This window comes from Bacillus sp. LL01, from assembly GCF_001037965.1.
The window spans coordinates 177,667-201,341 of the sequence record NZ_LFEL01000006.1 but is presented as its reverse complement, the minus strand read 5'-3'; the positions used below and the strand labels follow the sequence as shown (position 1 = coordinate 201,341).

Sequence of the window (23,675 nt, the reverse complement as noted above, 5' to 3'; positions counted from 1 at the left end):
GGAGCGGGATATGATGTCAAACGCCATTTTATATGTAGGACATGGAACGCGCTCGAAAAAAGGAGCGGAGGAGGCAAAAGGTTTCTTGGAAAGGGTCATCGCACAAGTCGATGCACCCATACAGGAAATCAGCTTTCTGGAACTGACCGAGCCGTATATTCCGGAAGGCTTCGAACGCTGTGTAGCCAAAGGAGCAACTGAGATCACCGTCATTCCCATCTTTCTTTTAACAGCTGGGCATATAAAAGAGGACATCCCGGAAGCGCTCGAGCCTTCACTGGCAAAATACCCGGAGGTCCGCGTGCAAATCGCCTCCGCTTTTGGGGTGCAGGAGCGGATTGTGGATGCGATTAGTGAGTTGGTGAGGGCGGATGTTGGAAGTGTGGATGTTGCAGATTCGGTTTTGCTTGTGGGAAGAGGCAGCAGTGATCCCGCCATCCATGAAGCTTTTGCAGAGATAAAAGCGGGAGTGGGTGAGCGGCTTGGCGTTTCACGAGTGGAGGTCTGCTACTTGGCGGCAACCACGCCATTATTTGCGGAGGGGATGGAAGAGATTAGTCTCGAGGCAGTTGGCAGGGTGATTGTGGTACCTTATCTGTTGTTTGCAGGTTTGTTGTTAAGTGAAGTCGAAAGGGAAGTCCGGAAAAGAAAGCGCGCTGGCCAGGATATCGTGTTGATCGAGCCGTTAAGCCGCCACCAAGTGATTCAAGATATTGTGGTAGAGCGAGCTTCATTTTCGTGGGGTTTGGAAAAGGGGGAAGTGAGAGTTGCAGCCGTTAATCATTGATTTGCAAGGGAAGAAAGTTATCATCGCAGGCGGTGGGAGGATTGCGGCCCGTAAAGCGAAGGTGCTAGGCGCCGAGCAGGCAGATATCACGTTTATCGCGCCGGAGTTCTCAGAGGAAGTGCGGGAGCTAGCGGTGTTAAGGGGATACCAGTTGGTAGAACGGGGAGCGGAGGTAGCTGATTTTGCGGAAGCTTTCCTGGCCATTTTGGCGACGAACAACAGAAAAGTGAACAGCGCACTTGTTGGCGGCTTACGTGCATCACAGCTCGTTTGCGTCGTCGATGAATCAGGAGAGGGAAATGTCACGTTCCCCGCAACAGTCAGACGCGGGAACCTGCAAATCGCCGTCACCTCCAACGGATCGAGTCCCAAATTGACCCGCAAGTTGAAAAGAGAGCTCGAGGAACAGTTCGATTCTTCCTGGATTTCTTATACAGAGTTTTTGGCGGAATATCGGGAGGTGGTGAAGCGGCTGCCATTGTCTTTTGAAGAGAAGGGGGAGCTGCTGTGGGAGATTTTGGAGGAAAAATACCGATTGAATGAAAAGGCTAGAGGGGAGAAGCTGGGAGAACTATTACGGTTGAAGGAAAGGTTAATATCATAGTAGGTGGAAAGGGCGGTCGTACTTATCGGATTGTACGGTCGTCTTTTTAATGTGGTTTTAGGGAGAGAGCAAAATACCAATTCAGCGATAATCCTTGAGGATTCAGCGTTTATGAGAATGATTCAGCGATTTTGGAATTTTTTCAGCGAAAACAGCATTCCATTCAGCGTTTTCAAGAATATTTCAGCGAAAATCCAATCAATTCAGCGCGCAGCTAATTTCACCAATTACGTTGCTACCCACCATGACCAATTACCATTTTAATTCAAGGGAAATATACCCAAACCACACCCCGAAATAGTATAATAAAACTATCAAAACCTCTACATATTAGGAGGAATCCGGTTTGGACAATATGCTCTACAGAAAATTCACCGCATTCTATGTCTCTACATTCATCATATCCATCCTCATTTCGGCAAGTTCTTTCGGTCAAGGAGAACCGATCTACCTGGATTCGTTCCTGGGCTGGACCTACATACTCCTCTTTGTGGTTGGAGGAATCATTCTTATATATGGCAACCTAATCTCCATCGGCATCGAGTATGTTGTAAACAGATGGATGAAAGGGAATAGCATCATTTTTATCCTGCTGCATGGACTTCTAGGCGGGTTACCTGTCATTTGGTCCCAGCATTGGATGCTTACACTTTATGCATCTGGTGCCGCTTTGCTTTATGCGCTTGTGGACCGGTGGATTTACTATCGGAGCAGCAGAGACAAACATACATGGCAGGTCCATACGATTGCACCGATTCTTTTCCTGATTCTATTCGCCATATTCATGGTCAAATCCCAACCCCTTCCTCCATATAGCGCAGAAGAGGCTGTGGCAATTGCTATCTCAGGGGAAGTTATTGATTCTTAATTAATTGCCCATACTAGCAAAATAATAGATTGACAAATTTTCCAACTAACCTATATAATCTTCTCAATATCAAACGTAGAAGAGGACCAGTAAAATGATTTCGTCTATTCAAGAGAAGGTGCCAAGTGGTGTGAGGCAGCTATAGATGAGCATTTGAACCTGCCTCGGAGTTCTGCATCAGAAACGGTGCAGCGGTTCAATACCGTTACCATGAAAGAGAGTGAAGCTTTGCTTTGAATAAGGGTGGTACCGCCAGAGATGGTCCCTTATCAGAGCGGGGCTTTTTTTTTTAGCTGAAAAATGGGTTTGGCATGAACTCGGGGTCTCTTGGCATGAACTCGCCTAATTTTGGCACGAACTCGGGCCATTTCCGCACGAACTCACTTCATTTCGGAATGAACTTTATAAAAAGGAGCAAACCAACATGTCCAATAAAAATTTTGTACAAAAAATCACTAACATGGACGAAGACTTCGCCCAATGGTACACAGACGTCGTCACCAAAGCCGAACTCGTCGACTACTCCAGCGTCCGCGGCAGCATGATCATCCGCCCATACGGTTACGCACTGTGGGAAAACATCAAAGAGGCACTAGACAAACGAATCAAAGAAACCGGCCATGAAAATGTTTATATGCCACTTTTCATACCGGAAAGTCTCCTGCAAAAAGAAAAAGATCACATTGAAGGCTTCGCGCCGGAAGTGGCTTGGGTCACCCATGGCGGCGACGAAAAATTACAAGAACGCTTAGTTGTCCGCCCAACTTCGGAAGTGCTTTTCGGCGAACATTACAAAAACATCATCCATTCCTACCGCGATCTGCCTAAGCTCTACAACCAATGGGCAAACGTCGTCCGTTGGGAAAAGACAACAAGACCATTCCTGAGAACTCTTGAATTCCTTTGGCAGGAAGGTCACACTTGCCATGAAACGGATGAACAGGCACACGAAGAAACCGTTAAAATGCTCACCGTTTATGCGGAGATCTGTGAGAATATCTTGGCCATCCCTGTTATCAAAGGACAGAAAACCGAAAAAGAAAAATTCGCCGGAGCCAAATACACCTATACGATCGAGAGTCTGATGCATGATGGAAAGGCTTTGCAATCGGCCACCTCTCATCATCTTGGTGATGGGTTTGCAAAAGCTTTCGGCATTCAATTCCTGGACCGTGAAGGCAAGCAACAATACGTGCAACAAACTTCCTGGGGCTTCACGACACGTATCATCGGTGCCATGATCATGGTGCACGGCGATGACCGCGGCCTAGTGGTTCCACCAAGAATTGCACCAACGCAGGTGATAATTGTCCCTATTGCTCAACACAAAGAAGGGGTCCTTGATTTTACCTATGACTTAAAAGAAAAGCTATCCAGCACACTCCGAGTTGGAATTGACGCCAGTGACAAAAAGCCTGGCTGGAAGTTCAATGAGTACGAAATGAAGGGCATTCCATTAAGACTAGAAGCTGGTCCACGCGATATCGAACAACAACAAGTTGTACTTGTCCGCCGTGACACTGGGGAAAAATTGATTACACCTATGGAAGGACTGGAAACGAAAATCCAAGAAATCCTAGAAGACATTCAGAAAAACCTTTTAGAAAAAGCACGTTCCCACCGCGAATCCAAAACAAGTGTGGCAACGACTTTCGAAGCATTCAAAGAGCAGCTCGAAGAAAAAGCCGGCTTCATCAAAGCGATGTGGTGCGGAGAACAAGCGTGCGAGGACAAAATAAAAGAGGAAACTAGCGCCACCTCCCGTTGTATGCCGTTTGAACAGGATCGCATAGCCGAAACCTGTGTAAGCTGCGGAAAAGAAGCAAAACATATGGTATATTGGGCTAAGGCATACTAGAGCGACAAAAACAAAGGGGAGAAAACGATGCAGCTGGAAAAATACATCGACCGAAGAAAGACGCATTCGGTTAAATGGTTCATAGAAGATCAGGATATCATTCCATTGTGTATTGCGGATATGGATTTCCAGGTTTCCGAAGAGATCGTAAATGCCATCAGCCAAAAAGCCACACACGGCATCTATGGGTATAGCACTTTCTGTGCACGTTACTATGACGCTGTTGAATATTGGTGGAAAACACAGTACGACTGGGAATTGAAACAGGAGTGGATATCGTTCAGTCCGGGAATCATTCCAGGAATGAACCTGTTGCTAAAAGCTTTAACACAGCCGGGCGATTCGGTGATTGTGCAGGATCCTGTGTATTATCCATTCTTTTCTACTATCCAAACACAAGGGTGTACCATTTTAAATAATTCACTCCTTTATTCCGAGGACGGCTATAAAATGGACTTCAAGGATTTTGAAGAAAAAGCATCGCGACCAAATACCAAAGTGTTTATCCTCTGCAGCCCGCACAATCCGGTCGGGAGAGTGTGGACGGTACAAGAATTGCGGAAGATAGGAGAGATTTGTGAAAAGCATGGAGTGATCGTTATCTCGGACGAAATGCATGCCGACCTCACCTATCCAGGGTACAAGCATATCCCATTTGCAAAGGTCCACCAAGATCATCTGAAACTTTCCATTACATGTGCGGCACCAAGCAAGACTTTTAACATTGCCGGAATGCAAAGCTCCATTTTTATCATTCCAAACAAAGAAATCAAACAGAAATATGAAACCCTTTTAACTGGCTTCGGGCTGATGCGTCCCAATGCGTTTGCGGTAGAAGGAACCATCGCTGCCTACTACAAAGGCTTGCCTTGGCTTCAAGAAGTGAAGGAGTACCTAAATGACAACCTGCAGTATGTCTGCTCCTACTTGAAAGATCATATTCCTTCCATAAAAGTAGTGAAACCGGAAGCAACCCATCTTATCTGGCTGGACTGTCGGAACCTTAGAATCCCACCGGAAGCATTGCATTCCTTCTTTTTGGAAAAAGCAGGAGTACGTCTAGATGAAGGAATGAAGTTCGGCGCAGGTGGCCAAGGATTCGAACGTATAAACATCGCCTGCCCACGCGAGGTGCTAAGTGAAGCTCTACTCAGAATCAAAGCCGCCATAAAAGAAATGGAAACCTGCTGACGACTTTCGATAGCAGGTTATTCCTTTTATATGGGAAAATGGTAGAACTCCGTTTGGAACTCCCCTATAATGAATGAGAAGGAGGTGAAACAAAATGGAAAAACAGATACTGGAATTATTATTGGAAATGAATGGCCGTTTAAAGAATGTAGAAGGAAGATTTGATGGTCTAGAAAGGCGGTTTGATTCCTTAGAAGGTATTGTGAAAGAAGAAATAAATCCTCGCTTAAAAAATGTGGAAACTAGTTTAGTAAAAGTCGAGAACAGATTGGTAAAAGTCGAGGACAGATTAGTAAACGTCGAGAGCAAATTGATTAATGTCGAAAACACAGTGAACAGAATCGAAGTTTCTCAAACCGACGATGTTTTAGGGATGCTAAAGCTTTTCAAAAAGAACACAGATTCCTAAGCACAATATATGAACAACAATTGACACTCAAAAGGCAATAAAAGCTTAAAGCCCAATGGCCCTAAGCTTCCAAACAATAACCTTATTACTTTTGCCCCTCATAGATCCGCAAGTTGGCATAAATCCTTTCCAACGTAGGAGCAGAAATCCCGTGCTCTTTTGCAAGTCCTAGCAGATAGCCGTAAAAATGGTCGGCCTCCACAGATAACCCTTTTTCCATGTCCCGCTGCATCGACGACTTCATACCTGCTGCAATCGAATGAAGCTTATCCCAGTTCCCATCTACCATATTCTCTGCAAGTGGTGCATCTACACTTTTCATAATGTCCGCAACTTCCACTAAAGTCTGTTTGATAGTGTCCGCGCCAAGGTCATCTTCGCGTATTGGCCCGATTGGCGAACGGAACAATGTGGTAACTCCTGCCAATGTAGCAATGAACAGGTATTTATGCCACATAGACTGGTGGATATTTTCGGAAAGGGAAAAGTTTGCCTTGGTTCCATTGAAAGTTTGAGCCAGCATCTCAACTCGTTCTGTTTTCCCTCCATCTAGCTCACCGAAAACCAGATCATGAATGGTACTAGTCTGGATGATGGCACCTTGTCCGTCCAAAGTTGATTCCACAAAACAAAGTCCACCAAGCACATTCGACTCATGAAAAGCCGCCGTTAACTTTTCCATGTGCGCAATGCCGTTAAGCAAGGGGACAATCATTGAGTTCGGTCCAACATAGTTTTTGAAATCCTCTATCGCAGAATCCAAATGATAGGCTTTCATCGATAATAAAATGACATCATATGTTTCTGCCTTTTCTCCGCTGACAAGGAGCTTCGGTTTCAGTGTGACATCACCGTGTGTGCTATTAATGACAAGTCCGGTCTTTTCCAACTGTTTTTTTCGTTTCTCCCGCACAAGGAATGTCACATTTTCACCTTTTTCCAACAGCCGTCCGCCGAAGTATCCTCCGACAGCACCTGCACCGACAACAAGTATCTTCACCAGTAATCCCTCCCAATTATGTATGGGTTCATTGTAACAGGTTTGAAGGAAAATCGGGACTTGAATGTATTTGTTTCGGTTTTTTAGTCGGAATATTTGGTATAATTATTCAAAGAAAAGGAATAAGGAGGAGATAAGGCAATGAATCTACTGGAGCACGACATATAAAACCGTAGTCGCGGACCTCCATGCCTACTAACTAGCTACTGAATTTAAAATATGGAGGGTGATTACATGCACACCGATCAACTTTTTCAACACTATCTAAAAGAGGCAGAAACCGATTTTTCCGGATGGGATTTTTCCCACATAACAGAAACTGGACGCCTTGCATCTGGAATGCTCTCCTGGTCATATGGCAGCATGGCAAAAACATTGATGGCAGATGCAACTTCCATGCTTGACATGGGAACAGGAGGAGGAGAACTGCTTTCAAAGCTGCAGCCGTTCCCGCAGACAGTCTGTGCAACCGAAGGCTATAAAACGAACTTTCCCATTGCAAAAGATAGACTGGAACCGCTTGGTGTAAAGGTAGTGGAAGTGGAGCCGGACAACCAGCTCCATTTTCCAAATAAGCACTTTGACCTGATTATCAATAAACATGAAGAGTACGACCCTAGCGAAGTAAGAAGGGTTTTACGAGATGGAGGCATATTCCTTACTCAACAGGTCGGATGGAGTGATTGCCAGGATATCAACCGACTTCTCGGAGCGCCAGTTAATAATGAACATGCCCATTGGAATCTCGACTTTTCACACAAGCAATTGGAAGAGCATGGTTTCCAGGTTCTCCTCAGCAAAAAGGAATTTCCATTGCAACGGTTTTACGATATCGGTGCGCTCATCTATTATTTGAAGGCCATTCCATGGCAGGTAGTGGATTTTCGGTTGGAGGATTACCTCGATCGATTGTACGAGCTTCATCTAAAAATAATGCAGGAAGAGTATCTAGATATTAGGCAGGACCGGTTTGTATTGAAAGCAGTAACGAAATAAAGGGGATGTGTAGCGGTGATGTTAAAAATCACAGAACTAGAAACGATTTTAGCAATAACGGTAAGTGAAATAGAATTTTCAGGTGTTATACATGTGGAGAATCGCGCTGGAATGATCCATGCCAGTGCACATGGCTATTCCAATCGCTCAGAGTCCATTCCAAACAAACTGGAAACGAGATTCGGAATTGCCTCAGGGTGCAAGTTATTTACAGCAATAGGCATTTGCCAATTGGTGGAGAGTGGAAAATTGTCGTTTGATTCAAAATTAAGCAGCTTGCTGGATCATCCTTTCCCTCATTTTCACCCTGATGTAACGGTCCATCACCTTCTTACCCATTCCTCAGGAGTTCCGGACTATTTTGACGAGGAAGTAATGGATGATTTTGAAGAGCTTTGGGTGGAGTATCCAATGTACCACATGAGAAAGCTGGAGGATTTCCTTCCTCTGTTCCAGAATCTCTCGATGAAGTTTGAACCAGGTGAGAAGTTCCACTACAATAATGCGGGTTATATATTATTGGGATTAATCATCGAAAAGGTTGCAGGAGTTCCCTTTACTGAGTATGTGAAGGAACAAATTTTTGATGCTGCTGAAATGTCTGACTCGGGCTACTTTTCTATGGATCAATTACCTGGCAGAACTGCCCTTGGTTACATAGACGAGGAAGACGGATCCTGGAAGACCAACAGCTACTCCATTCCCATAAAAGGTGGAGCGGATGGGGGAGCCTATGTTACAGCCGGTGACATGGCCAGACTTTGGCGAGCGTTAATGGACGGCAAACTGGTGAGCAAGGAAATGCTGGCGAAAATGACCACCGCTTGGATTCAAACAGATAACGAGAAAGATTGGTATGGCTATGGAGTCTGGATTGAGAAAGAGAATGATAACGTTGTAAAATACCATGTGATGGGCTATGACCCAGGCGTGAGCTTTGCAGCAGGCTACTATCCGGAGTCAGACACCATCGTAGTAATTCCTTCGAATAAGGAAAGAGGACCGCACAAGTTGATGCACTTACTGGAAAAATATATGTAAAAGTTAGAGAGACATATCTGTTAGGAGCAGATATGTCTTTTTATTGTGCGTTTGATAAAAAATAGAGGAGTTGTTTTATAAATATAGAATATATAATTCTATATTTATAAAAAGAGGTGTGAAAATGAAACTATTAAACATTACAAACAGAAAAAGAGAATCCTATCAGGTCACCTTCAGATATTCCCTCTTAATGGAGTGTGCACTTGGGATTGCCGCAGTGACCAATACCCCGTTACACGATTCATTGGAAAAACCAAAATCCTATTGGGATCACACAAGAAATGAGTTATCAGGGGAACTGCAGGCGCTTTTGGATGATGTGGAAAAGAACAACACATGGAAAACCTTACTCCAGCTTTGTCATTATCATCACTGTAAAGACCTTCATGAGTTCCTCTCTTATATAGAGAATCTTGAAGACCAGCAGCTTAAGTTTCTTTCCCTTCCCTATTTAGGTGTAGAGTTTCAGGACATGAGGATAAAAGCTTCGGAAGGGGATAGGGATGCTTGCCGCACTTTGATGGAGAAGACAAAGCAACACAACTTCTTTCCAGATTATATACAGTTCATCTGCCAATCGGAAACAGACTCACTAAAAAGCCATCTCAAAGCCATTATGAAAGAGTGGTACGAGGAATTTGAGCAGCAGGTTGAGCAAGAAACCAATGAAATTTTGAAAAGGGATGTGGCAGCCAAGATTGAAATGCAGAAGAAGCTGACGCCAGAGCAACTTGTAGAGTGGGCGACAGGTGGCATCGAATATCGACCGGAGCCAAATGTGCAAGAAGTATTATTGGTTCCCCAGCAAATCTACCGCCCATGGAACATTGAAGCGGATATGGAAGGAACAAAGATATTTTACTACCCTGTAGCAAACGAAAGCATCACTCCGGATGACAGGTACACCCCAAACCACTTTTTGGTCGCAAAATACAAGGCACTTGGTGATGAAGCCAGAATACGCATCGTCAAGCATCTCTCCGAAAAGGAATGTACCCTGCAGGAGTTGACGGGCTTATTGGACGTGGGAAAATCAACCATCCATCATCATTTGAAAATCCTCCGTGCTGCCAAGCTTGTCGATAGCAAAGACGGAATATACACGTTAAGAAAGCATACCTTGCATCTGCTGGAGGATGAAATGCAGAGGTATCTCCATCAGTGAAGAGCATTTGGAAAAATTGCTCCTTCGTCTATGTCTGGTCGGGTAACATGATTTCTGAACTTGGTGGTGCCTTTGGAACCTTTTGCAATTCCATTATGGTCTATCAGCTGACTGGCTCCACCATGGCATTAAGCTCCATGTGGCTCCTGTATTTCATTCCTTCACTCATCCTTCAACTTTTCATTGGTCCGTTTATCGACAGATGGAGCCGCAAGTGGATCATGATTTTTTCTCAATGGACAAGGGCCGCCGTATTTCTGGTACCTTTACTTGCATGGAGTGCAGGACATTTGGAGGTATGGCATATCTTTTTCGTTCAGATAGTGGTGGGATTGATTACTCCGCTATACGTGCCGGCAAATCATGCCATCACTCCAACGATTGTACCGAATGAACAACTTAAGCAGGCAAATGCTTTGATAGAGAGCACGGTAAGATTAATGAGCTTCATGGCGCCATTGATCGGAGGATTGGTGATTGAATACATCGGAATTAACGTGACATTGTTGTTTGTGATTGTTGCACTTGGGTTAAGTGGTGGGCTGCTGTGGTTTGTAAAAGAGCCCTCACCGGAGAAAGTGGTACGGAGCACATGGTGGAAAGAATTCGGAGAGGGGATCGCCTTTTTCTTCAAACAGCGTGTTGTTGTTTGGCTGGGCTTTTTCCTTGCGTTCGTTCAGTTTGGTGTAGGGGTAACAATGGTCACAACGCTTCCCTATATCACAGGGGAGCTGCAAGCAAGCTATGCCGGCTATGGATATTTTATGGCGGGGTTTCCTGTAGGTTATATTCTAGGGGCATTTCTAATCGGGAGAATACCTTATAGGAGTCCGAGATTCATCATGCTAGGGGCCTTAGGGATTGGAGGACTCACATTTGTCGGTCTTGGTTTGAACGAGAGTAGTCTTATCGTAGCCATTGTGCTAGAGGTGATAGCTGGGGTTGTGATGGCCATCTTCAGTATAAACAATACGACCCTCTGTCAACGTATCATCCCAAATCATTTGATGGGCAAAATCTTTTCTGTTCGACTCCTTATTATTAGAGGAGTCATGCCTTTAGGTGTATTGGTAGGTGGATTGCTAGGGGAAGTATGGGGAGTGAGACCCTTGTATTTCCTCATTGGATCTATGATTACCGCGGTCGCGTTAGTCGGGTTGTTTTTTCCTTATTTTAGGTTCATTGATAGGGAGATGGATGAGAGGAAGGTATCGTGAGGAGGGAGGGGCAGGGGTTTCTTCTGCTCCTTCCCTCTAGTGTGTGTCGGTTTGTGTCGATTGGCCTTTATCCTGTGTCGAATAGCCTTTATCGGGTCCGAAATGGCTTATAAAATTAAAAAGTGGCTTATAAATTTAATAGTTGGACTATAAATTATTGGGGTGGAAAATAAAACCCTTATTATGGGGGGGAATCCCTTCGACAGTATGTTCTGCCTATAAAATTACCGTATTTTAGTGTAACTTTAGAGTTTCAGCGCGTTAAAAGGCTGCTTTCAGCCGATATGTTGACTCGATACAATAAAACCTATCACAAATGTGCCCCCGAAAGCCCCTAATGAGCTATTAACCTCCACATCCCTCACTTCACAAACTCTTAACCAAAACATCACCCAACAAATCTATCTTTTTACGTTTCAATTACCTTTAATAGGGTAAAGAGTAATATTTTCAATCACCAAAACAAGAGGAGGACCACCCCAAAATGACAAAAGCATTATTCCTAAATTGTTCACTTAAATCTTCCAACGAGGAATCCAATACAGAAGCACTCATGAAAGAGGTCATCAAGCATTTCAACAACGAAAACGTAGAGTCTGAGATTGTGAGGATAGCAGATTACAACATTAAATTCGGCGTGAGTGAGGACGAGGGTTATGGGGACGAGTGGCAGGATGTGTTCAACAAGGTGATGCATGCGGACATCGTCATCATCGGGACGCCGCTGTGGATTGGTGAGAAGAGCAGTGTTGCAACGATGGTGATGGAGCGGCTTTATGGCGGAAGTGGACTAACGAATGACAAAGGGCAATATATTTACTATAACAAGGTGGGAGGTGTAGTCATAACAGGAAACGAGGACGGCGCAAAGCATGCGGCCTCATCCATCCTTTACGGATTGACGCATATTGGTTTTACGATTCCGCCGAATGTGGATACATACTGGGTAGGCGAAGCGGGACCTGGATCGTCGTATATCGAAGCGGAAGGACATAAGAACGACTTCACAATGGAACATGCCAAGATCATGGCATACAACCTGATGCATTTCGCCAAAATGCTGAAAGAAAATCCAATCCCTGCAGAAGGAAATGTGGTCGAACAAAGCTAGAATCCAATAAAAGGAGCGGTACACATGGAAACACAAACACAAGCATTAAAATCCATTTCACAGCGATTTATGAATGTGCGTGATATCACCATGAAGCTTGTCCAGCCTTTGGAAACCGAAGACTTTATCATTCAATCTCACCCGGATGTCAGTCCACCAAAGTGGCATCTGGCCCACACCACCTGGTTCTTTGAGCGTTTTGTCCTCAAAGAGTACTTTGAGAACTATAAAGAGTTCCACCCATCCTATGATTTTCTTTTCAACTCCTATTATGAAACGGTAGGGCCATTCCAACCGAGACATCAGCGCGGCGTCCTATCGAGACCCAGTATCCAGGACATTTTCCGATACCGTGATTATATAAACAACTATATAGTGGATCTGATCGAGCAACATGAAGGGGCAGAACAAGCTAACCGGGAAAAGATCCATAGCCTCATAGAAATCGGTATGCAGCACGAACAACAGCACCAGGAGCTGATCCTGATGGATGTTAAATACAACTTTTTCGTCAATCCGCTGCACCCAGTGTATAAAGAATCCCAATCCGGCCCATCCGAAAAAAGAGAGCCGTCCTTCCATACCTATGATGGCGGTCTCATTGAGATCGGGCATAACGGTGATGGCTTTGCTTTTGATAATGAAGGACCGAATCATAAAGTTTGGCTCGAGCCATACAAAATGGCGGATCACCCTGTTACCAACGGGGAGTATCTGGAATTTATAGAAGCAGGAGGATATCAGAAACCATACTACTGGTTATCTGACGGCTGGAATACCGTGAAAAAGAACGACTGGCAAGCCCCGCTTTACTGGAGAAAGGGGGACGATGGCGAGTGGAGCATCTTTACCCTTTCTGGCATGAAAAATCTCGATCCTCATGAGCCGGTTGTCCATGTTAGCTTCTATGAGGCGGACGCCTTCAGCAGATGGAGTGGAAAGCGTCTTCCGACAGAAGCGGAATGGGAGCATGCGGCAAGGGACCTCGAGATTAAGGGGAACACGATGGACAGCGGCACTTACCATCCAGCTGCAACCGATCAATTGGCCGGGTCAAAAATGTACGGAGACGTGTGGGAATGGACAGCAAGCGCCTACTCGCCATATCCGGGCAGCAAGCCGCTTGAAGGGGCTCTTGGAGAATACAATGCCAAATTCATGTGCAACCAGATCGTCCTGCGCGGCGGATCCTGTGCCACACCGCAGGATCACATCCGCAGCACCTACCGCAACTTCTTCCCAGCTGATAAGCGCTGGCAGTTCAGCGGATTCCGTTTGGCGGAGGATGCAATATGAGATTGCTCGAAAACAATATTCAGGGCTACGATTTTTATATAGAAAAAGAAAACATGCGGGAAGAAATCATAAGGGGACTATCATCTCCAATCAAGACAATCTCCCCTAAATTCCTATATGATCATCGAGGTTCAGAGCTGTTCGAATTGATAACTGGACTGGACGAATATTATCCGACTCGAACCGAAGTGAAAATCTTCAACGAAAAGATACAGGAAATTACGATGGCTGTTGGGGATGTCCACACATTAATAGAATACGGAAGCGGAAGCAGCAACAAAATAAAGACGCTTCTTCACAATTTTTCGAGTCTAAAAGAATATGTTCCTATTGATATCTCGCGTGACTTTCTCTTTCAGTCAAGCTTGGAGCTCGGAATGCAGTTCCCTCATATAACGATAAAGGCGGTATGCGGGGATTATACGGCTCCACTTACGCTGCCATTGGAGTCGAAAGGAAAGAAGGTAATATTCTTTCCAGGCTCCACGATTGGGAATTTCGAGCCGGTGGAAGTCCGGAACTTTCTAATGAAATCCGCTCAACTCCTGAACGAAGGAGATGGTTTCCTCATTGGTGTTGATACGAAAAAGGACATCAATACGCTAGAAAAGGCCTATGATGACGCGCAAGGTATTACCGCGGCATTCAATCTCAACCTTTTGACAAGAATAAACAGGGAGCTTGAGGCGGATTTTAATGAGGAACAATTCGAACACCTCGCCTTCTATAACAAGGAGAAAGGTCGCATTGAAATGCACCTTGAAAGCCAATATGATCAGGCAGTGAAAATTGAAGAACACGAATTCTACTTTCGAGTAGGCGAAACCATCCACACGGAAAATTCCTATAAATACTCAATCGGTGAGTTCCAGGAGATTGCTATACAATGCGGGTTTAAGCCGAGCAAGATATGGATGGATGACGAGGAAAAGTTCAGTGTGCATTATTTAGAAAAGTAAACGTAAAAAACAGTGCCAAATGGTTAATCGGCACTGTTTTTTTGTTTAAATTAAAATTGTGGTGCTCTCGGATTGTCATTCACAGACCAGCCTTCATAAAGACCGATGTCATCAAATGCTCCCAAGAACGCATTGTACTCGTCGCTGCCCTCGCCATAAAGGTCGATAGCAGATTGTAAAATCGCTTCGCGGAACTCTGCAAAAGATGCGTCGTAGTGCAGGTAGTCATATGCACGGTACCAAGTGTCTGCCACCACTGTTCTACCCATGCCATATTCTTCCGCTACAAGGTAGGCGGAGTGCTGTAGGATCGTACAGTTGATGTGTACCCCGCCGTTATCCATGTTCGAAGGAAGGTAGTAGTACTCATCCATGTGGGCTGGGTAGCGACCTTCACCGTCAATGCTGTAAGGCCAGTAGACCGCACCTGTTGGGAACTTACCTGGATCTTCATTGCTTCGAAGGGCCGTTCTGCCATTCGCTAACCACTCTTCCCCCATAATATCCTCGCCGATATCCCAGTTGCTATCGTCTACTAAAGCAGCAAATGTATCAGAGTAGGCTTCATTGATAGCACCAGTCTCAAAACGGTAACGCAAGCCGCCGTTATAATGCGTGATACCGTGAACCATTTCATGGGCCGTTACATCTAAGGCAGCAAGTGGAATGAATTGCTTTCCATCGCCATCCCCATAAGTCATCATCGCAATTCCGTTACTCCAGAAGGCATTGTTATATTCTTTCCAGTAGTGAACGCGAGAATTAATGGCCATTCCGTTTCCATCCAAGGAGTTGCGGCCATGCTTATTTAAGAAATAATCATACACAATACGAGAGTTGGAGTGTGCATCGACTGCAGGACCTTGTCCAACTGTTTCCCACGTGCTGCTATCTCCAGTGTATTCTACATCCTTCCAGGAAGCATTTTTGTTGGAATATAACCACATTTGATTAGACGTGTTTTTCATATTATAGGTGAAGATTCCATCCATCTGTGGAGTTGTATAATCAGCCAAGAAGAACTGCGTCCCCTCGCCACTTCCAGGAACATTGCCGTGAGAAAGATTGAGTAGCTTTGTCAATCCGATTGTGCCTAAGCCAGACCCGCGCGCAGGCTTCAATTTTCCCGCATTTTCAACTGCTTTCGGATTTGGACCTTGTTCTACTTTTAAAGCGGAAGATCCTTCTACATTGTTCGTTCCAATGATATCTTCGAAGAATCCAAAGCCAGTCATCGCGTTATAGTGATCTAATACTTTACCATTGTGGGCATCCACATACACATACCAGTTACCAGCTTCGCCTTCGAAAAATTCGAGGTTTACTCGGTAAGCAAGATGATAGTTTTCCTCGAGTGGATAGATGATTAGTTCAGAGGACTCAATCGGAATATCTGCTGGAGCATCAACCGCTGCTTTCGCTTCTGTTACCGCTTTGTCCGCTTGAATGGAAGGTGTGGTGTTGATTTCTAAGGAGTCTAATTTCGTATCATAGTTGCCGTTAACCGTAGTGATCACATTCTCTTCGTTAAAATGTACATTGAGTTCGTTTCGATCGACCGGAACGCCGTTTTTCGTTTGTTGAAGGCGAACGTGTGTCATCCCAAGATCATCAGTTGTTGCTCTAACTTCCTTCAAATCTTTTTCAGGATTGTTCATGTGGAAAAAGTCCTTATGTTTTCCAAGGAACTTCTTCGCATTCTGAGCGTCGGCTTTTGCTTGCTTTTCTGATAGAATTCCAGCTACAAAGGAAGGAGGTCCTTGATTTCCTTTATTGTCGACAACCCTTACTTTCCCTTTGTTTTTGAATTCCTGTAGCGAGCTCGCCGCGTTTGACGATGGTCCACCGGAGAAAAGACCGGCGAAAATAAGGAATACTACTGCAGCAAGAATAAAAATCTTTTTCAAATAAACCCATCCCCTCTAGATATTTAGTGTTACGAAAATATCGGGTTACGATATTTTCGACATTTTCATCGTAAAGGAAAAAGGGGGTTTGGTAAACAGACTATTCAGACTATTTTTAAGGTCAGCCGATCTTGAATGTATGTGAAACGATAGAAAATTCCAGGATTTTCTATGACTTAAGATGCGGTAACGTACTAAAGTGGGTGAGTAAATAATCCTATTTTTTAGTCAGGAGAAAATCGAAAAATAGTAGAAATAGTCAGAATTGATAGATTTGAAGTATGGACAAAGCAAAAAGAATGTATATAATAGGAAAATATTACTTTGAATTTCTTGTTTTGAGAAAAGGGGTCATCAAATGGGGAAAATAATAAATACAGAAAGATTACTATTACGACGGCTAAAGCTTGAAGATGCTGACCGTGTCGAAGAACTGGCCAGCGACTACGAACTTGCCAAAACAACCTTGACGGTGCCGCATCCATATCCGCCAGGCTCTGCCAAGGACTTCATCCAACGCATGATGGCTGCAGAAGAGGAGAGTCTGGCAGTCTTAGCGATTGTAGAAAAAGAGAGCGACAGTTTAATAGGAATCATCAACATCAAACAAACCCCAGCCTACAAACGCGGAGAACTGGGATACTGGATCGGCCGACCATATTGGGGAAAAGGCTACGGAACCGAGGCTGCACGTGCTGTGGTGGATTACGGCTTTAAGGAACTAGGACTCAACAAGGTTTTCGCCGGAGCGTTTGCTGATAACCCTGGATCTTGGCGCATCATGGAGAAAGTCGGCATGAAACACGAAGGAACCTGGCGCCAGCATGCGATGCGGGACGGGAGATTTGTGGACCTTGCCTATTATGGGTTGCTGCGGGAGGATTTTGAGAAGGAGGAATGATTTTTTTGGGGTCCTTGATCCCGGGATGGAGTCGATGTCTTTTTTATTGGGGAGGGTACGGCGGCGGAAAAAAACGTTTGGCATGAACTCGGGGTAGTTTGGCATGAACTGGATGCGTTTTGGAATCAACTTACGGGATTTTGGCATGAACTCGACCTATTTTGGCACGAACTCCTTGAGTTTCCGCATCAACTCTGGTTATTTGCTGATTTCCAACATCGTGGACACAGGAAAAACGGAAGAAGAAGCAATTAACATAATACAAAAAAGCGGCAGCACCAAGACGTGTGCCGTCGCTTTTCATTAGGCTATTTTCGTAAACTTTGTTGCTTTTACGCATTAATAAACCAACCGTTATATTCCTTTCTGTCGTGCTCTTTTCCTGGCGGTACAGGATAACTTGCATGCCGATTTTATAGTAGATAAGCAGTGAAAAATCCAAAGACCGATTTTTCCTAGTAAAAAGTCCCAAATACCGACTTTTTACAAGGGAATAGCAACAATCTTTGAGAAAAGAGCCTTTCATTAAAAAAATCTATTCCCCAGCCACCAAAACCTCAACCCCAGCAGCCTTCAACCCATTCACTTTTTCTTTATCTGTTTCCTTATCTGTAATCACAACATCCAACTTCCCAACCGGATACATTCCGGCAAACATCTCCTGCCCGACCTTCGTATGTTCGAACATCCCAACCAATTTCTTCGAGTTATCATAAACCGTCTTATAAAATATGGCCACTTCCGGCGTTGCGGTGCTCAAGCCTTTTGCGGAAAGAGCCCCAGCCGTTGCAAAGCACAAATCGACCGTGAACTGACGCACAAATTCATTCGCCAAAGCATCCGTAATATTGCCGGAGCTTTTTACATTTCCACCAATTAAAAATGTGGAGATGTTTTCGGACCCGCGCAACGCATATGCAATTTCAAGTGAGTTGGTTAGCACCGTGAATGGAATGTCTTTGGGTAGATACTTGAGCAATACATAGTGAATGGACGCCCCGCCGATAAATACCGTTTGGTTAGCTTTTACATACCCTGCAGCCATTTTTGCAATGGCATTCTGGTGTTCCGTGCCGTCCCCGAAGCGTTCTGCAGGAGGACGTGGCATGGTCCGAACGGATGCTACCGGAATTGCGCCACCGTGTGTTCTTTTCAAAAGCCCCTGTTCTTCCATGATGGATAGGTCTCTGCGGATGGAATCAATCGACATGTTGAACTGGTCGGCCAAATCCTTCGCCAGCACTCTTCCATCCTGCTCCAATACCTTCAAAATTTCTCCCCGTCTTTCATCTGTAAACAAGATCATCACCCCAATGTTATTTTCAACTTCTTTCCTATTATTGCATGTTTATTCTTGTTTGGTCAATAATTAATCTCGTGTTTATTCATTATTATTCTGTTTTCTTACGTGTAAGAGGAAAAAACGGACAGAGAGTCGAAAGGTGTAGAATGCAAATTTTTTAATAATAGGGTGATAAAAATGGGTAGGATTCCGGAAAATGTACAAAAGGTTTTGAATCTTTATATAGATAGCTGCAACAAAGAGTTACCAGGGTTGCTAGAAGGACTGTATTTGCACGGGTCCATCGCAATAGATGCGTATATGGAAGGAGAAAGTGACGTTGATTTTGTTGCGGTGACAAGCCGAAAACTCACAGGAAAAGATGCAGATACATTAAAAAATATTCATTTAAACCTAGAGAAAACATGCGAAAAGCCGCAATTGGATGGAATATACGTGCAATGGACTAACATGAGAGAAGAAACCTATTTCTACAACGAGGGCACCTTCGGAAAAGCGGTGCATGATATTCCGGTTACGTGGTGGCTATTGAAAAACAAAGGAATAACGATCATGGGCCCTGAAGCTTACGACCTCCCCTTTGCCGTAACAACTGAAGATCTAATAGCTTATGTCCGCAAAAATATGAATGAATACTGGGCTCAAAGAATTTTCGCCATGGAACAGAAGAAAGAGCAACTGATCGCATACCCAGTTAAACACATTGAAACGGAAATGGAATGGACAGTGCTCGGCTTGCTGCGGCAATTTTACACATCGAAGGAACAAGGTATCATCTCCAAGCTTGAGGCGGGAGAATATGGGCGGCGTGAACTTGATCAAAAGTGGCATGACCTGATTCAGGAGGCAATCCATATTCGTAAGGGAAGTCCAGAGAGGAAATTTACGAAAAACGAGGAAAGAGTCAACGCCATCATTGATTTTGCCAAAGAGCTTATTTCTGCAACGAAAGGTGATAGTGATGCTAATAAAATGGATTAAATGCCAAGTGGCCGACGAACATAGAGAAGATTTTTCAAAAGCACAAGAGGCTTGGCTTGTGCTGGAAAATGCAGAGGGTATTTTGGGACAGGTAGGTGGCTGGAGCGCAACCAATCCCAAAGAAGCGTGTATCTTGTCCATGTGGAAAGATAAGCAATCTTATCAATTTTTCATGGAACATATCCATGATGAAATCGTAGAAAGAAGTAAGCAAAGCGCTACATGTGAAAAGATTAACGTGCAGTTTTTTGAAGCGAATTGCCTGCTTCGTCCGGAAAAGGAGTGGAGAGGGGCGCTAAAGCTGGCGGATTGCTTAGCGGGACCTTTACCGATGGAAATCACAAATAGTTTAATAGACCCTCAAGACGGTTGGACGGTGACGCAAAGGAATGAAGTGGAACTTGACACATATCGCCCGGAATACCGGGATCGTTTAAATGAATTCGAGCTTCCAGAAGAACAACTGAAATTCACCTCCCTTCCAGTTGACGCATTGGAAACATGTGAAACCGATAAAGGCAGGCATCCGGTTGTCATTTTATCAAACAGGATACCGGCCGGTTTCTTCGTCCTTTACCAGGGGGAGGAACTTCCAACATATACAGACAATCCAACTGCCATTCTTTTACGGGCATATTCCGTTTCTCTTCCTTTTCAAGGACAAGGGATTGCAGGGAAATCGCTGGAACTGTTGCCGGACTTCGTGAAGCGAAATTACCCTCAAGTGGATGAGGTCATACTGGCGGTAAATCTACGAAACGAAGCTGCGCAAAGGGTGTACCTAAGATCAGGTTTTGAAGACAGTGGAAAAAAAGTGATGGGGCGGATGGGCGAACAGTTTGTGTACCGGTTGAAAGTGAAAGGAGCGGAAAGGACATGAAGCATGCGCTAGTAATTGGCGGTACAGGCATGCTTGCAGAGGTATGTCTATGGTTAACGGTACAGGATTACCATGTTTCCGTTATTGGACGAAATCCTCATAAGATGAGTGCACTGACTGACAAAGCGGAGAATGGGAAAATAACCGCTTTGTTGGTCGACTATAAAGAAGTGGACAAACTAGACAGCCTGCTCCATCAAACAATCCAGCACAACGGTCCAGTCGATTTGGTCGTAGCTTGGGTTCATACCGGTGGAGAACCGGCGTTGGATAAGATAACCAAAACAATTGCAGAAACAAGTGGAGTCTTGGAGCTTTACCACGTATTAGGAAGCCGGGCCCATCTTTCGGAAGTGAAGAGTGCTATGCATATTCCAATCACCTGCAGCTACCACCAGATCCAACTTGGATTTAAGCTGGAAGGGAACCAAGGAAGATGGCTCCGGAACAAAGAGATTGCCGACGGGGTAATAGAAGCAATTCAGAACCAGGCACAGACTTCCCTCGTTGGAGTGTTGGAGCCAAAGGAAATGCGACCGTAAAGGGGAATGGAAATGGAAATGGATTATAAAAAAGCGCTAGAAGAGTACATAGAAGCTACGAACACCCACAACTTTGATAACGTGGAAAAAAGTCTCCACGAGAATGTTGTCTACTGGTTCACTAATAAAACCTGCACCAGCCTAGAGGATATTCGCTCTTTCTTTGAAAACGCATGGGACACAATAAAAGAGGAAGTGTACGCTGCAAAAGATGTGCAGTGGATTGCTGTGGGTGAGAGGACTGCAACTTGCCTCTACACGTTTCATTATGAAGGCTACATGAATGGAGAATTCATTTCCGGAAGCGGGCGGGCAACGAATGTGTTTGTAAAAGAAGAGGGGAAATGGAAGTTGATACATGAGCATTTGAGCCGATAAAAAGGAAAATGTGGAATCGATTATGCATTTAAAAAAACTACAAATCATTTAGGGGGAACACAACCATGTTCATACATAAAATTGACGAGGAACTATCTTTAAAACTAGCAGAAGAAAAAGATGCAGAGCGACTATTTGAGCTGACCGACAACTCTAGGGCCTATCTGCGCGAGTGGCTGCCATGGCTGGACTTCACAAAAAAGGTGGAGGACTCCAGGAATTTTATAAAAGGTACCAGACAAAGCTATGCGGAAAATAAAGCGATGACGACGATGATTCTTTTTAAAGGGGAAATAGTTGGTGCGGCAAGCTACAATACCCTTGACTGGACCAACAAAGTGGCATATATCGGGTACTGGCTGGATAAGGATTATCAAGGGAATGGCATCATGACTAGGGTGGCGGAAGCGTTGACGGACTATGCCATCACGGAGCTTGGAATGAACCGGGTTGATATTCGTGCGGCGGTGGAGAATGTGAAAAGTAGGTCTATTCCAGAGAGACTCGGATTTACGTTGGAAGGGAAGATTCGACAAGCGGAATGGCTGTATGACCATCACGTCGATCATGCGGTGTACGGAATGCTTGCAGAGGACTGGAAAAAACGGAAAGCTGGGGGAATGTAAGCTGAAGCGAAAATATATGTGGTGGGGGTCAGGGGGCATTGTTCTGGCCCTGCTCCTGTCATTTGTCTTTTGGGGATCGCCTTGGGGGCTATGGAAAAACAAACAAGTATTCGAAACATATTTGGAAGAGAAATACGGCAAGGATTTTGTGATCGAGGATATCTCTTTTGATTTTTTCAACACGAGGAAATATCATGCTTATGCCTATGCAAAAGACGAACCAGATCTTTTGTTTTATGTGGGGCAGAATCGCTATACAGGAGAAACGCAAGATGGGTATCGTTATGAGGTTTGGAGTACGGAGGCAAATGAGGAAATAGGAGCAATCGTGGAAGAACATTACCCTAACCCCTCTAACTACGGGATTGATTTAGTCTATTCTGAAACGGAGCCAAAAGAGCCCCTAGTGGGAGGATACAAAAAGTATGCAACAGTCGAAGTAGGTGTCACCTTAGACAAAATCCTCCTAACAAGCGCTAACAGTAAGACGGAAATGCAGAGGGCTTTTCTTTTTTTACAGGCATTAAAAGAGAAGGGAGTTCCTCTGCATCATTTTGGGCTCAGCTTTGAGAATAAGACACTCCAACTGCACAAGGATGACATTTCAGAGATTAATAGTGCGGAGGATTTGGAGGTGTACTTAAAGTTATATCGACGATAAAGGGGTAATGGAGGTTAACTATGCATGACTTCACAAAGAAATCAAAGAAAGGAGCAGATAGCATGAGTGCACTATTCAAAAGGATTGATACAGTATTTCTAGAGGTGACTGACATGGAAAGGTCCATTAATTGGTACACAGAGGTACTAGGCTTTTCAGTCAGGTGGCATGATGTAGAAAATGGCTATGCGGCAATTGAAGTGGGGGAGACGCCTTTGACGCTTGTGCACGCGGAGAAAGTGACACCAGCATCCCATTGTTTATTGAACTTCTATTCTTCCGATATTTATGTGGCACATCAGAAATTGCGGGAGAATGGTGTAGAGGTAGAGGACGTAATGGATTATGGCACAGTGATGTCCTTTGAGTTCAAGGATCCGGACGGTCATATTCTTGGGGTTTGTTCTTTTGAAGAATAGCGGGTAACGACCGACAATTGTAAGTAAAAAGCCTTTCCACATCCACGAAAGGCTTCTTGCTCATTTTTTACTTTGTATAATACTAATCAGAAACCCGACTCTCTCCTCATACCCCTCATCAAGCGAGGACAGCTTGGGAATGGCAATCCCGTCCTGGATAAGCTTACCCTTGAACAGAATGTAATAGTCCTTCGTTTCTATCATTTCAGTATTGGCAGTAAAGTTGAATTTCGATTGGTCTTTTCCGGCAAGGAAATAGTCGTCCCCCTCCTGATACCGCACGATCATCTCCTCTTCATAAACGGGTTTTCTAAATAAAATGAGCCCTGCAAGAAAAGTGACCATCTTAATTAAAAGGAAAGCAACAAAGAACGGAACAATAAATGCCATAACGGCGGACATGACAAACAACCCGGTAGGTATCTCCCCGTACATCTGAAGCAGGTCGGTAATGGAATAGATGCTGAAAAGAAAAGCGCCTATATAAAAGAGAATTCTCCCATAACGCCAAGGTTTAAAATGATTAACCAGCGCGGATAAAGCATGTCGTGTGACTTCGTATTTGAATTCTA

At 44.4% G+C, this 23,675-nt stretch carries 26 protein-coding genes and 1 other annotated feature; of the genes, 21 read left to right on the top strand and 5 right to left on the bottom strand.

Going from position 1 to position 23,675, the window contains the following annotated elements; genetic code table 11:
• Window positions 1–10: 10 nt before the first annotated feature.
• The 6 genes from AB685_RS17960 (at window position 11) to AB685_RS17935 (ending at window position 5,717) form a co-directional block, all read left to right on the top strand.
• Complete coding sequence (locus AB685_RS17960; protein WP_047971970.1) at window positions 11–787, top strand: sirohydrochlorin chelatase; 777 nt, start codon at window positions 11–13, stop codon at window positions 785–787.
• The gene (locus tag AB685_RS17955; protein WP_047971969.1) at window positions 768–1,391 is read left to right on the top strand and encodes an NAD(P)-dependent oxidoreductase; all 624 of its coding nucleotides are present in this window, start codon (window positions 768–770) and stop codon (window positions 1,389–1,391) included. Before AB685_RS17960 ends, AB685_RS17955 begins: the two co-directional genes overlap by 20 nt.
• Before the next feature lie 346 nt (window positions 1,392–1,737).
• Entirely contained in the window at window positions 1,738–2,259 is a 522-nt protein-coding gene (locus AB685_RS17950) for a hypothetical protein (RefSeq protein WP_047971968.1), read from the top strand.
• Window positions 2,260–2,326: 67 nt separating this feature from the next.
• Window positions 2,327–2,529 (top strand) — a binding site (T-box leader).
• Window positions 2,530–2,683: 154 nt separating this feature from the next.
• Window positions 2,684–4,117, top strand: coding sequence for a proline--tRNA ligase (gene proS, locus AB685_RS17945; protein WP_047971967.1), 1,434 nt, complete (start codon window positions 2,684–2,686; stop codon window positions 4,115–4,117).
• 27 nt (window positions 4,118–4,144) lie between these two features.
• Window positions 4,145–5,308, top strand: a complete 1,164-nt coding sequence (locus AB685_RS17940) for a MalY/PatB family protein (protein ID WP_047971966.1) — start codon at window positions 4,145–4,147, stop codon at window positions 5,306–5,308.
• Window positions 5,309–5,402: 94 nt separating this feature from the next.
• Window positions 5,403–5,717, top strand: coding sequence for a hypothetical protein (locus AB685_RS17935; RefSeq protein ID WP_047971965.1), 315 nt, complete (start codon window positions 5,403–5,405; stop codon window positions 5,715–5,717).
• Window positions 5,718–5,802: 85 nt separating this feature from the next.
• Here AB685_RS17935 and AB685_RS17930 read toward each other — a convergent pair whose 3' ends face one another.
• Window positions 5,803–6,717, bottom strand: a complete 915-nt coding sequence (locus AB685_RS17930; protein ID WP_047971964.1) for a ketopantoate reductase family protein — start codon at window positions 6,715–6,717, stop codon at window positions 5,803–5,805.
• Between the two features lie 234 nt (window positions 6,718–6,951).
• Here AB685_RS17930 and AB685_RS17925 point away from each other — a divergent pair, with 234 nt between their 5' ends.
• From AB685_RS17925 to egtD, 7 genes are all read left to right on the top strand, one after another.
• Window positions 6,952–7,713 (top strand): class I SAM-dependent methyltransferase, encoded by a 762-nt coding sequence (locus AB685_RS17925; protein WP_047971963.1) that lies wholly within the window; start codon window positions 6,952–6,954, stop codon window positions 7,711–7,713.
• Between the two features lie 18 nt (window positions 7,714–7,731).
• Window positions 7,732–8,754, top strand: a complete 1,023-nt coding sequence (locus AB685_RS17920; RefSeq protein WP_047972043.1) for a serine hydrolase — start codon at window positions 7,732–7,734, stop codon at window positions 8,752–8,754.
• A 124-nt stretch (window positions 8,755–8,878) separates the two neighbouring features.
• Window positions 8,879–9,922 (top strand): metalloregulator ArsR/SmtB family transcription factor, encoded by a 1,044-nt coding sequence (locus tag AB685_RS17915; protein ID WP_047971962.1) that lies wholly within the window; start codon window positions 8,879–8,881, stop codon window positions 9,920–9,922.
• Window positions 9,919–11,139 carry an MFS transporter gene (locus tag AB685_RS17910; protein WP_047971961.1) on the top strand — a complete coding sequence of 407 codons (1,221 nt, stop codon included), beginning with the start codon at window positions 9,919–9,921 and terminating at the stop codon, window positions 11,137–11,139. Before AB685_RS17915 ends, AB685_RS17910 begins: the two co-directional genes overlap by 4 nt.
• A 484-nt stretch (window positions 11,140–11,623) precedes the next feature.
• Complete coding sequence (locus AB685_RS17905) at window positions 11,624–12,250, top strand: flavodoxin family protein (protein WP_047971960.1); 627 nt, start codon at window positions 11,624–11,626, stop codon at window positions 12,248–12,250.
• Window positions 12,251–12,274: 24 nt separating this feature from the next.
• Window positions 12,275–13,546, top strand: coding sequence for an ergothioneine biosynthesis protein EgtB (gene egtB / locus AB685_RS17900; RefSeq protein WP_047971959.1), 1,272 nt, complete (start codon window positions 12,275–12,277; stop codon window positions 13,544–13,546).
• Window positions 13,543–14,505, top strand: a complete 963-nt coding sequence (egtD, locus tag AB685_RS17895; protein WP_047971958.1) for an L-histidine N(alpha)-methyltransferase — start codon at window positions 13,543–13,545, stop codon at window positions 14,503–14,505. Before egtB ends, egtD begins: the two co-directional genes overlap by 4 nt.
• Window positions 14,506–14,555: 50 nt before the next feature.
• On the opposite strand, the gene AB685_RS17890 is transcribed toward egtD, so the two are convergent.
• Window positions 14,556–16,412, bottom strand: coding sequence for a M4 family metallopeptidase (locus AB685_RS17890; RefSeq protein ID WP_047971957.1), 1,857 nt, complete (start codon window positions 16,410–16,412; stop codon window positions 14,556–14,558).
• A 358-nt stretch (window positions 16,413–16,770) separates the two neighbouring features.
• Between AB685_RS17890 and AB685_RS17885 the strand changes: the two genes are divergently transcribed.
• Window positions 16,771–17,313: a GNAT family N-acetyltransferase gene (locus AB685_RS17885; protein WP_047971956.1), complete on the top strand. Its 543-nt coding sequence runs from the start codon at window positions 16,771–16,773 to the stop codon at window positions 17,311–17,313.
• 130 nt (window positions 17,314–17,443) lie between these two features.
• Here AB685_RS17885 and AB685_RS31770 read toward each other — a convergent pair whose 3' ends face one another.
• Both AB685_RS31770 and AB685_RS17875 read right to left on the bottom strand, forming a co-directional pair.
• Entirely contained in the window at window positions 17,444–17,755 is a 312-nt protein-coding gene (locus AB685_RS31770; RefSeq protein WP_047971955.1) for a hypothetical protein, read from the bottom strand.
• A gap of 93 nt (window positions 17,756–17,848) precedes the next feature.
• Complete coding sequence (locus AB685_RS17875) at window positions 17,849–18,613, bottom strand: DeoR/GlpR family DNA-binding transcription regulator (RefSeq protein ID WP_047971954.1); 765 nt, start codon at window positions 18,611–18,613, stop codon at window positions 17,849–17,851.
• A gap of 180 nt (window positions 18,614–18,793) precedes the next feature.
• On the opposite strand from AB685_RS17875, the gene AB685_RS17870 reads away from it, so the two are divergent.
• The 7 genes from AB685_RS17870 (at window position 18,794) to AB685_RS17840 (ending at window position 23,103) form a co-directional block, all read left to right on the top strand.
• On the top strand, window positions 18,794–19,597 hold the full coding sequence (locus AB685_RS17870) for an aminoglycoside adenylyltransferase domain-containing protein (RefSeq protein ID WP_047971953.1): 804 nt from the start codon (window positions 18,794–18,796) through the stop codon (window positions 19,595–19,597).
• The gene (locus AB685_RS30480) at window positions 19,578–20,477 is read left to right on the top strand and encodes a GNAT family N-acetyltransferase (protein WP_082153696.1); all 900 of its coding nucleotides are present in this window, start codon (window positions 19,578–19,580) and stop codon (window positions 20,475–20,477) included. Before AB685_RS17870 ends, AB685_RS30480 begins: the two co-directional genes overlap by 20 nt.
• Window positions 20,474–21,019, top strand: coding sequence for a short-chain dehydrogenase (locus tag AB685_RS17860; protein WP_047971952.1), 546 nt, complete (start codon window positions 20,474–20,476; stop codon window positions 21,017–21,019). The genes AB685_RS30480 and AB685_RS17860 overlap by 4 nt, the downstream gene beginning before the upstream one ends.
• Before the next feature lie 18 nt (window positions 21,020–21,037).
• Window positions 21,038–21,397 (top strand): nuclear transport factor 2 family protein, encoded by a 360-nt coding sequence (locus AB685_RS17855; RefSeq protein WP_047972041.1) that lies wholly within the window; start codon window positions 21,038–21,040, stop codon window positions 21,395–21,397.
• A 65-nt stretch (window positions 21,398–21,462) separates the two neighbouring features.
• Window positions 21,463–22,023 (top strand): GNAT family N-acetyltransferase, encoded by a 561-nt coding sequence (locus AB685_RS17850; protein ID WP_047971951.1) that lies wholly within the window; start codon window positions 21,463–21,465, stop codon window positions 22,021–22,023.
• 16 nt (window positions 22,024–22,039) lie between these two features.
• Window positions 22,040–22,684 (top strand): hypothetical protein, encoded by a 645-nt coding sequence (locus AB685_RS17845; protein WP_047971950.1) that lies wholly within the window; start codon window positions 22,040–22,042, stop codon window positions 22,682–22,684.
• A gap of 20 nt (window positions 22,685–22,704) precedes the next feature.
• Entirely contained in the window at window positions 22,705–23,103 is a 399-nt protein-coding gene (locus tag AB685_RS17840; protein ID WP_241773338.1) for a VOC family protein, read from the top strand.
• Between the two features lie 60 nt (window positions 23,104–23,163).
• Here AB685_RS17840 and AB685_RS17835 read toward each other — a convergent pair whose 3' ends face one another.
• Entirely contained in the window at window positions 23,164–23,493 is a 330-nt protein-coding gene (locus AB685_RS17835; protein ID WP_198530540.1) for a hypothetical protein, read from the bottom strand.
• Between the last annotated feature and the right edge of the window lie 182 nt (window positions 23,494–23,675).